Raw genomic sequence first — 12,318 nt, 5'->3', positions numbered from 1 at the left:
CGGCGATATCACCTGTTGAAGCGCACCCGCAGCCAATGATCCAGGCTCAACCGCCCAGCCCCTTTGAGCAGCAGTGGCAGTAACGCCACCAGATAAATCAGCGGCAACTTGAAGTTGCCAAAGCCCTGGTCAGTAATGGCATACCCCTGCGCCAGCTCGGCCAGGTTCGACCAGTGTGCCGGCCAATGCACCGCAGCAATTGCCACCACGGTCACCACCATCAGCCCCAGCGATGCCAGCCGCGTCCCCAGACCCAGCAACAGCAGCAACGGCAGCACCAGCTCGGCCCACATCGACAGCTGCCAGTTCAGTTCGGCGGGCAGCTGGTTGAAGGGGAGCGGAAAGCGGCCTTGCAGGTCGGCGAACCAGTTGTTGCCATTGAACTTCTCAAGGCCGGATTCAAAAAACTCCCAAGCCAGGAACAGCCGCAGTGGCAGGTCGGCGCTCCAGGTGCCGAAGCGGTCGAAGGTGGCCAAAGTAAGTGCTTTCATCAAGTGGCTCCCAGAATCAGGTTATGTGGCTGGGAGTGTGTGGGGGTGGAGTATCTGCAGTGTGTCGGGGGTGATGGGGTTGTGTATCGGTTTGTACCGAAGCCTCAGGCGACACCCGCCCTCACCAAAGCCAGTCATTTCAGTTCGATCTGCGCGCACAATCCGCCACGTTCTCGGTTGCTCAAGGTCAGCCGGCCGCCCATCGCCTGGATCAACTGGTGGGCAATGGCCAACCCCAGCCCGGTACCCCCCGTACTGCGATTGCGTGAACCCTCTACCCGGTAGAACGGCTTGAGCACTTCGTCCAGTTCGCCGCCGGGAATCCCTGGCCCGTTGTCGAGCACACGGATTACGGTCGTGCCGCCCTCGCGGCACACCTCCAGTTCGGCGGTGCCGGCAAACTTGAGGGCGTTGTCCACCAGGTTCACCAGCACCCGGCGCAGTGCATGCGGGCGGGTTTCCAGCAGGCTGCCCGTGCTGCCGTGGCGCTCGACCTGGGCACCGCTGTCCTGGTAGTCGAACACCAGGCTATCAAGAAAGGCATCGAGGTTGACCCGGCAGGGTGCTTCGGTGCTGGTGTCCATGCTGCGGGCATAGGCCACGCCTTCGCGCACCAGGTGCTCCATTTCACCCAGGTCGCTCCACAGCTTGTCTTTCTCGACCCCATCGTCCATCACTTCAACGCGCAGCTTCATGCGTGTGATCGGCGTTTGCAGGTCGTGAGAAATGGCTGCCAGCAGTTGCATACGCTCCTTGAGGTGGGCGGCGATGCGCGCCTGCAAGGCGTTGAAGGCCACGGCGGCGTACTTCACCTCGCGCGGGCCGCTTTCATCCAGTTGCACACCGGGTTTGTCCGGGTCGAGGTTGTCCACGGCGTGGGCCAGGCGGGTGAGGGGGCCGATGGCCAGGCGCACTGCCAGCCAGGTGCACAGCAGCAGCACGGCCAGCTGAATCAGCAATACCACGGGCAGCCAGCGGGCCACCGGGACCGGCGACGGGGTCACGTCGATGGTCAGCGGCGCACCGTCGGCCAGGCTCAGGTGCGCCTGGAAGTGCGCGTTCGGCCCAGGTATTTCCTGAAAGGTCAGGCGGTAGTCGCTGCCAATGGCCTTCACGATCGACTCGGCGGCCATGGGCGGGTCGCTGCTAGGCATCGCCTCGCCTGTCAGGCCGTGGTCCAGGCGGTAGCGGTAGGTACGCCGCTCCAGGCGTGGCAGCCAGGCGGCACGTTCGGCTGCGGGCAGGCGGTCGAGGATGGCGACCGACGTGGCCACATCCTGTTCCAGGTTGGTGAGCATCATCGAGCGGCTGCTGATGTAGCGCTCGTAGGCCTGCAAGCCGAACGAAAGGCCGTACGCCAGCACCAGGCCGGTGAAGAAGATCAGCGCCAGGCGTGATGCCAGGGTGCGTGGCCACTTCATGATGGCGACTCGAGCAGTTGCACGGGCAACGAGAACACATAGCCCTCGCTGCGCACGGTCTTGATGCAACTGGGCTCGCGGGCGTCGTCGCCCAGGCGTTGGCGCAGGCGGCTGACCAGCAGGTCGATGGAGCGGTCGAAAATGTCGGCCTCGCGGCCTTGGGTCAGGTTGAGCAACTGTTCGCGGCTGAGTACCCGCTGAGGGTGGTCGAGGAACACCCTCAGCAGGCGGTACTCGGCGCCGCTAAGGGCCACCAGGGTGCCTTCGCTGTCGAGCAGGTGGCGCGCGGTGGTGTCCAGGCGCCACTGGCCGAAACCCAGCAGGCGGCTGCTTTCGCTGATGGTCAGGTTGGGCGGCAGCATGCGCGTGCGGCGCAGCACGGCGTTGATGCGGGCGAGCAGCTCGCGGGCGGAGAACGGTTTGGTCAGGTAGTCGTCGGCGCCCATTTCCAGGCCGATGATGCGGTCGGTTTCGTCGTTGCGTGCGGTGAGCATCAACACCGGGGTGTTGCGGTGCTTGCCGGCGCGCAACTCGCGGCACAGCAGCAGGCCGTCGTCACCGGGCATCATGATGTCGAGCACAATCAGGTCGACGCTGTTGGCTTCCAGAAAGGCGCGCATCTGCCGGCCGTCGGCGACGATGCTGGTGCGCAGGCCGTTCTTCTTCAGGTAGTTGCCGACCAGTTCGCGAATCTCGCGGTCGTCGTCGACGATCAGGATGTGATCGACGTGTTCCATGCGCAGCGTTCCTGTGTAAAGGGGGGTGGGCGCAGTGTACCGAGCGCGTTCGCGCTTGCCTGCCGGGTTTTGTATTGCAGTGTATCTGGCACTTGTACAGATACAGCAGGAAGCACATCACAGCCTCGGACGACACATACGGGATACCTGGCAGGCGTGAAATGGCTCTCGACCGGGAAGCACAACTTCCCATACCTAAGTGTTACTCAGGAGAGATGCCATGAACGTCAAGACCTTCGCCAGCGCCAGCCTGTTCGCCGTGCTCAGCTTCGGCGCTATCGCCGCCCAGGCCGCCACCGCCCCCATGGGCGATGCCGGTGCCATGCAGTACCGCTACGGCGACCACCTGGATGTGAGGAAAGTGCTCTCGGTGCAGGATGACCAGAGCAACGCCTGCGGCCTGGTGAACACCCGCATGGACTACCTCGACTCCAAGGGCCAGCAGCAAAGCGTGCAGTACCGCACCTACGCCACCGGCGGTTGCCATGAGAATTGATCGCCGCCTGATGCTGAAGGTGGGGGGTATTGCCCTGGCACTGACGGGACTTGGTCTGGCCGGGCACCTGATGGCCCGCGACAGCTACGGTGCGATGCCGTCGCTGTCGGGGGCCAGCCAGTGGATCAACTCGACACCGCTGGATGGGCCGGCGCTCAAGGGCAAGGTGGTGCTGGTGGACTTCTGGACCTGGGACTGCATCAACTGCCAGCGCAGCCTGCCGCATGTGAACGACTGGGCGCGGCGCTATGCCGACCAGGGGCTGGTGGTGGTGGGCGTGCATACGCCGGAGTACGACTACGAGCATGATGTAGGCACTTTGCGGGACAAGGTGGCCGGGCTGGGGATCGGTTATCCGGTGGCGGTGGACAACGATTACGACGTGTGGAATGCCTGGGGCAACCAGTTCTGGCCGGCGCATTACTTTGTCGACCGCAAGGGGCAGGTGCGCCATGTGCACTTTGGCGAAGGGGATTATGGCGGGCAGGAACGGGTGATACAGGCTTTGCTGGATGAGAAAGGGTGACTGGCCCTGTGCCGGCCTCTTCGCGAGCTTGCCCGCTCCCACAGGACATGCGCAATCAGTGAATTTTGCGCAATACCTGTGGGAGCGGGCAAGCCCGCGAAGCAGCCAACACCGATCAGTCAGGAAAAACTGGCAAAGTGCGCTTGCATCCGTGCCGCATCCGCCTGGCGCCCGCTGAACAGCTCGAACGCCTTCACCGCCTGGAACACCGCCATGTTGCTGCCATCCAGCGTGCGGCATCCCAGCGCCCGGGCCGCGCGCAGCAGTTCGGTTTCCAGCGGGAAGTAGATGATCTCAGCCACCCACAAGCGCGCATGCAGCAGCTCGATCGGCAGCGGCGTGCCTGGCAGTTTGGCCATGCCCACCGGCGTGGTATTGACCAGTCCGTCTGCCTCGGCCAAAGCCGTGGCCAGGTCGCTGCCAACCACGGCGCGCCCTGCGCCGAAATGGGCATTCAGGTTGTCCACCAGTGCCTGCGCACGGGCCGCGTCCACTTCGAACAGCACCAGCCGCTCGACCCCTTCACCCAGCAGGGCATGGGCCACCGCCGAACCGGCGCCGCCGGCACCCATCTGCACCACCTGGCGGCGTGCCACGTCGGGCAGGCCACGGCGCAAGCCTTCGGCAAAGCCCAGGCAGTCAGTGTTGTGGCCGACCCGTTTGCCGTCCTTGAGCACCACGGTATTCACCGCGCCGATGCCCCGGGCTTCGTCCGACAGCTCGTCGAGCAGCGGCAAAATCGCCTGTTTGAACGGGTAGGTGATGTTGAGCCCGGTGAAGCCGGTGTGCTGCGCGGCATCGAGCAGGCCGGGCAGGGCGCTGTCGTCCAGCTGCAACTGGTCGGCGTCGATCAGCCGATACAAGTAGCGTAAAGCCTGGGCATCACCTTCGTGTTCGTGCAGGGCAGGGGTACGCGACAGCTGGATGCCACGGCCGATCAGGCCGGCGAGGATGGCGTGCTGGCTCATGCCATGCGCTCCTGGAACAGTTCGGCGAAGTGGCTGAGGGCCATGCGGTAGCCATGGCTGCCCAGGCCGCAGATGACACCGACGGCGATGGACGATACGAACGACAGGTGACGGAACGGCTCACGCTTGTGCACGTTGGACAAGTGCACTTCGATGACCGGCAGTTCGCTGGCCACCAGGGCGTCGCGGATGGCCACCGAGGTGTGGGTCCAGGCGCCGGGGTTTATCACGATACCGGCGCAGCGGTTGCGGGCGGCGTGAATCCAGTCGATCAGTTCGCCTTCGTGGTTGGTTTGCCGGAATTCGAGTTCCAGGCCGTGGGCATGGGCAGTATCGGCACAGCTTTGCGCCAGATCCGCAAGGGTTTCGTGGCCATATTGGGCAGGCTCGCGGGTGCCCAGCATGTTCAGGTTAGGGCCGTTGAGCACAAGAATAAGGGGCTTCATGACGGGCGTCGCTTTGTTGTTGTTGGATGCGCGTAGTTTTGTACTGACTGGTTAGTTCCGTCAATTGGGCGAGACCGTCGCACCGGGAAAGTGGGCGATTATCGAACGCAGCCAAACCTTACAAAATTGTAATGTTCCCGACACCGCCTCGATAAGCACGGCTTTTTACAGTCCCTCGCCTACACGCGTCGACGAGGATTTGTTCGTGCCCATCCCCCGCAAGATCGCCTTGCTCTGCCTGTTGCTGGCCAGCGCCACCAGCGCCCAGGCCAGCCAGAGCCTGAGCCTGCCCCAGGCGCTTGCCGCCGCCTTTGCCCAGAACCCGGAACTGGCCGCCGCCGGCCGCGAAGTCGGCATTGCCGACGGCGAGCGGCGCCAGGCAGGGTTGATCCCCAACCCTGAGTTGTCCTGGGAGGTCGAAGACACTCGCCGCGACACCAGCACCACCACCGTCACCCTCAGCCAGCCGCTGGAACTGGGCGGCAAGCGCGGCGCACGTATTGCGGTGGCCGGTGCCGGCCAGGCCATTGCCCAACTCGACCTGGAGCGCCAGCGCAATGGCCTGCGGGCTGATGTGGTGCAGGCCTTCCATGCCGCCTTGCGGGCGCAGACCGCGCTGGAACTGGCGCAGCAGTCGCAGGCATTGACCGAGCGTGGGTTGCGGGTGGTACAGGGGCGCGTCACCGCTGGCCAGTCATCACCCGTAGAGGCCACCCGTGCCCAGGTGCAACTGGCCCAGGCCCAGGCCGAAGTGCGGCGCGCGCAAACCCAGCGCGGTGTGGCCTACCAGGCCTTGGCACGCCTGACCGGCAGCCCGTTGGCAGGTTTCGACCGGTTGCAGGCCGCCAACCTTTCACCTGGCGTTGCGCCCAGGGCCGACACCTTGCTCGACCGGATCGAGCAAACGGTCGAATGGCGCCTGGCCGCCGCCCAGGTCGAGCGTGGTGAAGCCGCCTTGGGATCGGAAAAGGCCCAGCGCATTCCCAACCTCACCGTCAGCCTCGGCAGCCAGTACAGCCGCGAGGACCGCGAACGCGTCAACGTGGTCGGTCTGTCGATGCCCTTGCCATTGTTCGACCGCAACCAGGGCAACGTGATGTCAGCCGCACGCCGCGCCGACCAGGCGCGTGACTTGCGTAACGCCGTGGAGCTGCGCCTGCGCAGTGAAACCCGTAGCGCTGTCAGCCAGTGGCACACGGCGATGCAGGAGGTGGACGCCTACGACCGCACCATTCTGCCGGCTGCGCAGCAGGCCGTGGACACCGCCACCCGTGGCTTCGAGATGGGCAAGTTCGCCTTCCTCGATGTGCTTGACGCCCAGCGCACGCTGATCGAGGCACGCGGGCTGTACCTCGAAGCACTGGCCTCGGCGACCGATGCACGGGCGCAGGTCGAGCGGATCTATGGCGACATCGATGGCCTGAGCACCCCCTTGAACAGCAGGAGCAACAATGACTAACCCACGCAAGATAGCCCTTCTGGTTGCCGCTATGGCCGCGCTCGGGCTGGGCGGCCTGGCCTGGACCGGCAACCTCGGCCAGGCGTCGAAAACAGAAGCCCGGCACGATGACCACGGCGAAGACGACCACGGCCATGGCACCGAGAAAGCCGGCGAAGGCCACGAAGAGGAGGGCCACGGCGAAGAAGAGGGCCAGTTGCACCTGTCCATCGCCCAGATCGAGGCCGCCGGTGTGCAGTTGGTTACCGCCGGCCCTCAGGCACTGGGTACCGCTATCAGTTTTCCGGGGGAAATCCGCTTCGACGAAGACCGTACGGCCCACGTGGTGCCGCGTGTACCCGGCGTGGTCGAGGCGGTGCAGGCAGAGCTGGGCCAGGCGGTCAAGCGCGGGCAGGTACTGGCGGTGATCGCCAGCCAGCAGATTTCGGACCTGCGCAGCGAGCAGCAGGCCGCCCAGCGCCGCCTGGAATTGGCGCGCCTGACCTTCCAGCGCGAACAGCAGCTGTGGCAGGAACGCATCAGCGCCGAACAGGATTACCTGCAGGCACGCCAGGCGTTGCAGGAGGCCGAGATCGCCTTGGCCAACGCCCGGCAGAAGGTCGCCGCCGTGGGCCCGGCTGGCGCTGGCAACCGCTATGAGCTGCGCGCCCCGTTCGATGCGGTGGTGGTGGAAAAGCACCTGACCGTGGGCGAAGTGGTCGATGAGACCAGCAATGCGTTCACGTTGTCTGACCTGAGCCGGGTGTGGGCTACCTTCGCCGTGGCCCCGCGTGACCTGGACAAGGTGGTGACCGGCCGCAATGTCACGGTCAGCGCACCGGACCTGGGTGCCCAGGTCGAGGGCAAGGTCAACTACGTTGGCAGCCTGCTTGGCGAGCAGAACCGTGCCGCCACTGTGCGTGCCACCCTGACCAACCCCAACGGCGCCTGGCGCCCCGGGTTGTTCGTCAATGTGGCTGTCAGCGTCGAACGCTTCAATGCTGCTGTCGTGGTGTCGGAAAATGCCCTGCAAACTTGGGAAGAGCAAACCGTTGTGTTTGCCCGCACTGAAGAAGGTTTCGAGGCTCGCCCGGTGAAAACCGGCCGACGCGACGCTGGCCAGGTAGAAATCATTGACGGTCTTGCCGCCGGTACCCAGGTGGCCGCCGCCGGCAGCTTTGTCCTCAAGTCGGAACTGGGCAAAGGCTCGGCCGAGCACAGCCACTGATCACGGGGACGCCTGCATGTTCGAACGCCTGATCCAATTCGCCATCGAGCAGCGCCTGGTGGTGATGCTGGCCGTGGTCCTGATGGCCGCGGTGGGTATCCACAGCTACCAGAAACTGCCGATCGACGCTGTACCGGACATCACCAACGTCCAGGTGCAGATCAACACCGCCGCACCCGGCTACTCGCCGCTGGAAACCGAGCAGCGCATTACCTTTGCCATCGAGACGGCCATGGCGGGCCTGCCAGGGCTGAAGCAGACCCGTTCGCTGTCGCGCTCGGGCCTGTCGCAGGTCACGGTCATTTTCGATGACGGCACCGACCTGTTCTTCGCCCGCCAGCTGGTCAACGAGCGTCTGCAAGTGGCCCGCGAGCAGTTGCCCGAGGGTATTGAGGCGGGCATGGGGCCAATTTCCACCGGCTTGGGCGAGATCTTCCTGTGGACCGTGGAAGCCGAACAGGGCGCCCTGAAGGAGGATGGCACGCCCTACACACCTACCGACCTGCGGGTGATCCAGGACTGGATCATCAAGCCGCAGCTGCGCAATGTGCCGGGGGTGGCCGAAGTGAACAGCATCGGCGGCCATGCCAAGCAGTACCTGATTGCACCGGAGCCCAAGCGGCTGGCGGCCTACAAGCTCACCCTCAACGACCTGATCGGCGCGCTGGAGCGCAACAACGCCAACGTGGGTGCCGGTTACATCGAACGCAATGGCGAGCAGTTGCTGATCCGGGCGCCGGGCCAGGTGGCCTCGGCCGAAGACATCGCCAATATCGTCATATCCAGCGTGGACGGCACGCCGATCCGCGTCAGCCATGTGGCCGAGGTTGGCCTGGGTGAAGAGTTGCGTTCGGGCGCGGCCACCGAGAACGGCCGTGAAGTAGTGTTGGGCACGGTGTTCATGCTGATCGGTGAAAACAGCCGCACAGTGTCCCAGGCAGTTGCCGCCAAACTGGTCGAGATCAACCGCAACCTGCCCAAGGGCGTGGTGGCGGTGACCGTGTACGACCGCACCAACCTGGTGGAAAAAGCCATCGCCACGGTGAAGAAAAACCTGGTTGAAGGCGCCATTCTCGTCATCGCCGTGCTGTTCCTGTTCCTGGGCAACATCCGCGCTGCGCTGATCACTGCCATGGTCATCCCACTGTCGATGCTGTTCACCTTCACCGGCATGTTCAGCAACAAGGTCAGCGCCAACCTGATGAGCCTGGGCGCGCTGGACTTCGGCATCATCGTCGATGGCGCCGTGGTGATCGTGGAAAACGCCATCCGCCGCCTGGCCCACGCCCAGCAACGCCATGGCCGCATGCTGACCCGCAGCGAGCGCTTCCATGAGGTGTTTGCCGCCGCCCGCGAAGCGCGCCGGCCGCTGATCTACGGGCAATTGATCATCATGGTGGTTTATTTGCCGATCTTTGCCCTGACCGGGGTCGAGGGCAAGATGTTCCACCCCATGGCCTTTACCGTGGTCATGGCCCTGCTGGGTGCGATGATTCTCTCGGTCACCTTTGTGCCGGCGGCCATCGCCCTGTTCGTCACCGGCAAGGTCAAGGAAGAAGAAGGCCTGGTGATGCGCACGGCGCGCCAGCGTTATGCCCCGGTGCTGGCCTGGGTGCTGGGCCGGCGCAAGCTGGCGTTTACCGCAGCGGCCACTCTGGTGCTGTTGTCCGGTGTAATGGCCAGCCGCATGGGCAGCGAGTTCATCCCCAGCCTCAGCGAGGGCGACTTTGCCTTGCAGGCCCTTCGCGTGCCGGGTACAAGCCTGTCGCAGTCGGTGGACATGCAACAGCGCCTGGAGCAGGCGATCATCGCCCAGGTGCCGGAAGTGGAGCGGGTGTTTGCCCGCACCGGCACCGCCGAGATCGCCTCCGACCCGATGCCCCCGAACATTTCCGACGCCTACGTGATGTTGCGCCCACGCGAGCAGTGGGTGGACCCGGGCAAGCCGCGTAACGAGCTGATTGCCGAAGTACAACGTGCGGCGGCCAGCGTACCGGGCAGCAACTACGAGCTGTCGCAGCCGATCCAGTTGCGCTTTAACGAGCTGATTTCCGGGGTGCGCAGCGATGTGGCGGTAAAGCTGTTCGGAGACGACATGGACGTGCTCAACCGCACCGCCGCGCAAATCGCCAGCAGCCTGCAGCGCGTGCCGGGTGCGTCTGAGGTGAAGGTTGAGCAGACCACCGGCCTGCCCGTGCTGACCATCGACATCGACCGTGACAAGGCCGCCCGCCATGGCCTGAACGTGGGTGACGTGCAGGACGCCATCGCCATCGCCGTAGGGGGGCGCACGGCAGGCACGCTGTATGAAGGTGACCGCCGCTTCGACATGGTGGTGCGCCTGCCCGAAACCTTGCGCACCGATGTGGACGGGTTGGGCAGCCTGCTGATTCCGGTGCCGGCCAGTGCCACAGCCGGCGCTGCGCAAATCGGCTTTATTCCGCTGTCGCAGGTGGCCACGTTGAACCTGCAACTGGGGCCGAACCAGGTCAGCCGCGAGGATGGCAAGCGCGTGGTGGTGGTCAGTGCCAACGTGCGTGGGCGCGACCTGGGCTCGTTTGTCGAAGAGGCTGAACAGACACTTATTGGCCAGGTTCAGATCCCACCGGGCTACTGGACGCGCTGGGGTGGCCAGTTCGAGCAGCTGCAGTCGGCGGCCGAGCGCTTGCAGGTGGTGGTGCCGGTGGCATTGCTGCTGGTCATGGCGCTGTTGCTGATGATGTTCAACAACCTCAGGGATGGCCTGCTGGTGTTCACCGGCATCCCGTTTGCCTTGACCGGCGGGGTGCTGGCGCTGTGGTTGCGGGACATTCCGCTGTCCATCTCGGCGGGTGTGGGGTTCATTGCGCTGTCAGGCGTGGCGGTGCTCAACGGGCTGGTGATGATTGCCTTTATCCGTGGGTTGCGCGAAGAAGGGCGTACCCTGCGGGCGGCCGTGGAAGAGGGCGCGCTGACGCGCTTGCGGCCAGTCTTGATGACCGCGCTGGTGGCGTCGCTGGGGTTCATTCCGATGGCCTTGGCGACCGGGACCGGGGCGGAGGTTCAGCGGCCGCTGGCGACGGTGGTGATTGGCGGGATTCTGTCTTCGACTGCTTTGACGTTGCTGGTGTTGCCGGCGTTGTATCAGTGGGCGTATCGGCGTGAAGAGGTGCAGGAAGGCTGAAAATTTGGGGCTGCAAAGCAGCCCCACATATCTCAAACGGTACTACGGGCTTCAGGCTGCACGCGGTCGGCTCCCACTTCATCATGCAACGAAATCCGTGAAGTCTCCGGCAACGCCAACCCCCCCACCAACGCCACCAGCGCAATCACCACCAGGTAAAAGGCCGGTGCCAGGCTGCTGCCGGTCTGCCCGATCAGCCAGGTTGCCACCAGCGGCGCCGTACCGCCAAACAGGGTGTAGGCCACGTTGTAGGTAATTGCCGAAGCGGTATAGCGGGTGCGGGTAGGGAAACTTTCCGACAGCAGCGCTGCGGTAACCACACCACTGCACAACGCCCCCACCGCCAGCAGGATCACCCCGATCAGCGCGCCGGACATCGAGCCCGAACTGGCCAGCCAGTACGCCGGGAACACGCACAGCATCACCCACAGGCAGGTAAAAGCGATGGTCTTGCGTCGCCCCACCCGGTCCGAGAACGCCCCGGCCAACGGGCAGCCGACGGCGGCGAACAGCAGCGCCACGGTGGTCACCAGCAGCGATTGCGCGCGGGTCAGGTTGCCCACCAGTTGCAGGTAGGTGGCGAAGTAGGTGGTGAACATGTAGAACGACAGCGCAGTCAGCGAAATGAACGCCCCCAGGTTGCGAATGGCCCGGCCATGATTGCGCAGGGTTTCCTTGAGCGGCGAATGCTCGTGCGCTTTGCCCTGGGCGATGGCTTCACGGAACGCCGGGGTTTCTTCCATGCGCCAGCGCAGGTACAAACCGACCAGCCCCAGCGGAGCGGCGATCAGGAACGGAATGCGCCAGCCCCAGGCATTCATCGCCTCGCTCGACAGGCTGGCCTCCAGGCCATAGGCAATGACCGCTGCACAGGCAAAGGCAGAAAAGGTCGAGACCGGCACGAAGCTGCCATAGAAGGCGCGCTTGTCGTTGGGCGCATGCTCCATCAGGTACGCGCAGGCCCCGGCATACTCGCCGCCGGCAGAAAAACCCTGCAGGCAGCGCGCCAAGGTCAGCAACGCAGGGGCGGCCAAGCCGATGGTGGCGTAGGTCGGCAGCAGGCCGATCAGGGTGGTGGAGCCTGCCATCAGCAAAATGGTCAGCGACAGGATGCGCTTGCGCCCCAGGCGGTCGCCCAGCGCGCCGAACACGATCCCGCCCAGCGGGCGCAGGGCAAAGGCCACGGCAAAGACTGCAAAGGTCTTGAGCAAGGCCACGCCGGCGTCTTCGCTGGCAAAGAACTGACTGGCGATCAAGGTGGCGAGAAAGCCATAGACGGCGAAGTCGAACCACTCGACGAAATTGCCGATGGCCGAGGCGGCGATCACCCTGCGCAGGGTGGCGGGGGATACCTCATGAGGTGCGGACATGCGAGTGCTCTCCGGTTCCATTGGCAGGCATGAT

11 protein-coding genes are annotated in these 12,318 nt (G+C 64.7%); 5 read left to right on the top strand and 6 right to left on the bottom strand.

Going from position 1 to position 12,318, the window contains the following annotated elements:
• Window positions 1-8 precede the first annotated feature (8 nt).
• From ACF8R4_RS13375 to ACF8R4_RS13365, 3 genes are all read right to left on the bottom strand, one after another.
• The gene (locus ACF8R4_RS13375; protein WP_060498246.1) at window positions 9-491 is read right to left on the bottom strand and encodes a DoxX family protein; all 483 of its coding nucleotides are present in this window, start codon (window positions 489-491) and stop codon (window positions 9-11) included.
• A gap of 134 nt (window positions 492-625) precedes the next feature.
• The gene (locus tag ACF8R4_RS13370) at window positions 626-1,912 is read right to left on the bottom strand and encodes a sensor histidine kinase (RefSeq protein WP_392492674.1); all 1,287 of its coding nucleotides are present in this window, start codon (window positions 1,910-1,912) and stop codon (window positions 626-628) included.
• Window positions 1,909-2,649: a response regulator gene (locus ACF8R4_RS13365; RefSeq protein ID WP_003250463.1), complete on the bottom strand. Its 741-nt coding sequence runs from the start codon at window positions 2,647-2,649 to the stop codon at window positions 1,909-1,911. The genes ACF8R4_RS13370 and ACF8R4_RS13365 overlap by 4 nt, the downstream gene beginning before the upstream one ends.
• Before the next feature lie 220 nt (window positions 2,650-2,869).
• On the opposite strand from ACF8R4_RS13365, the gene ACF8R4_RS13360 reads away from it, so the two are divergent.
• Window positions 2,870-3,145: a DUF2790 domain-containing protein gene (locus ACF8R4_RS13360; protein ID WP_060498244.1), complete on the top strand. Its 276-nt coding sequence runs from the start codon at window positions 2,870-2,872 to the stop codon at window positions 3,143-3,145.
• Between the two features lie 10 nt (window positions 3,146-3,155).
• Window positions 3,156-3,671, top strand: coding sequence for a thioredoxin family protein (locus ACF8R4_RS13355; RefSeq protein WP_060498243.1), 516 nt, complete (start codon window positions 3,156-3,158; stop codon window positions 3,669-3,671).
• Window positions 3,672-3,790: 119 nt separating this feature from the next.
• On the opposite strand, the gene ACF8R4_RS13350 is transcribed toward ACF8R4_RS13355, so the two are convergent.
• The gene (locus ACF8R4_RS13350; protein ID WP_060498242.1) at window positions 3,791-4,639 is read right to left on the bottom strand and encodes a shikimate dehydrogenase; all 849 of its coding nucleotides are present in this window, start codon (window positions 4,637-4,639) and stop codon (window positions 3,791-3,793) included.
• Window positions 4,636-5,085: a type II 3-dehydroquinate dehydratase gene (aroQ, locus tag ACF8R4_RS13345; RefSeq protein WP_104835132.1), complete on the bottom strand. Its 450-nt coding sequence runs from the start codon at window positions 5,083-5,085 to the stop codon at window positions 4,636-4,638. The genes ACF8R4_RS13350 and aroQ overlap by 4 nt, the downstream gene beginning before the upstream one ends.
• Before the next feature lie 205 nt (window positions 5,086-5,290).
• Between aroQ and ACF8R4_RS13340 the strand changes: the two genes are divergently transcribed.
• Genes ACF8R4_RS13340 through ACF8R4_RS13330 form a run of 3 tightly spaced genes read left to right on the top strand, consistent with a single transcriptional unit; the run spans window position 5,291 to window position 10,914 of the window.
• Complete coding sequence (locus ACF8R4_RS13340) at window positions 5,291-6,544, top strand: TolC family protein (protein WP_060498241.1); 1,254 nt, start codon at window positions 5,291-5,293, stop codon at window positions 6,542-6,544.
• Window positions 6,537-7,751, top strand: coding sequence for an efflux RND transporter periplasmic adaptor subunit (locus tag ACF8R4_RS13335; protein ID WP_060498240.1), 1,215 nt, complete (start codon window positions 6,537-6,539; stop codon window positions 7,749-7,751). The genes ACF8R4_RS13340 and ACF8R4_RS13335 overlap by 8 nt, the downstream gene beginning before the upstream one ends.
• 16 nt (window positions 7,752-7,767) lie before the next feature.
• Window positions 7,768-10,914: an efflux RND transporter permease subunit gene (locus tag ACF8R4_RS13330; RefSeq protein WP_104835129.1), complete on the top strand. Its 3,147-nt coding sequence runs from the start codon at window positions 7,768-7,770 to the stop codon at window positions 10,912-10,914.
• Window positions 10,915-10,946: 32 nt separating this feature from the next.
• On the opposite strand, the gene ACF8R4_RS13325 is transcribed toward ACF8R4_RS13330, so the two are convergent.
• The gene (locus ACF8R4_RS13325; protein WP_392492670.1) at window positions 10,947-12,284 is read right to left on the bottom strand and encodes an MFS transporter; all 1,338 of its coding nucleotides are present in this window, start codon (window positions 12,282-12,284) and stop codon (window positions 10,947-10,949) included.
• Window positions 12,285-12,318 lie beyond the last annotated feature (34 nt).

Origin of the sequence: Pseudomonas sp. FYR_2 (assembly GCF_043106425.1) — a bacterium.
Classification (GTDB): Bacteria; Pseudomonadota; Gammaproteobacteria; order Pseudomonadales; family Pseudomonadaceae; genus Aquipseudomonas; species Aquipseudomonas monteilii.
This window is presented reverse-complemented; position numbering and strand designations above follow the sequence as displayed.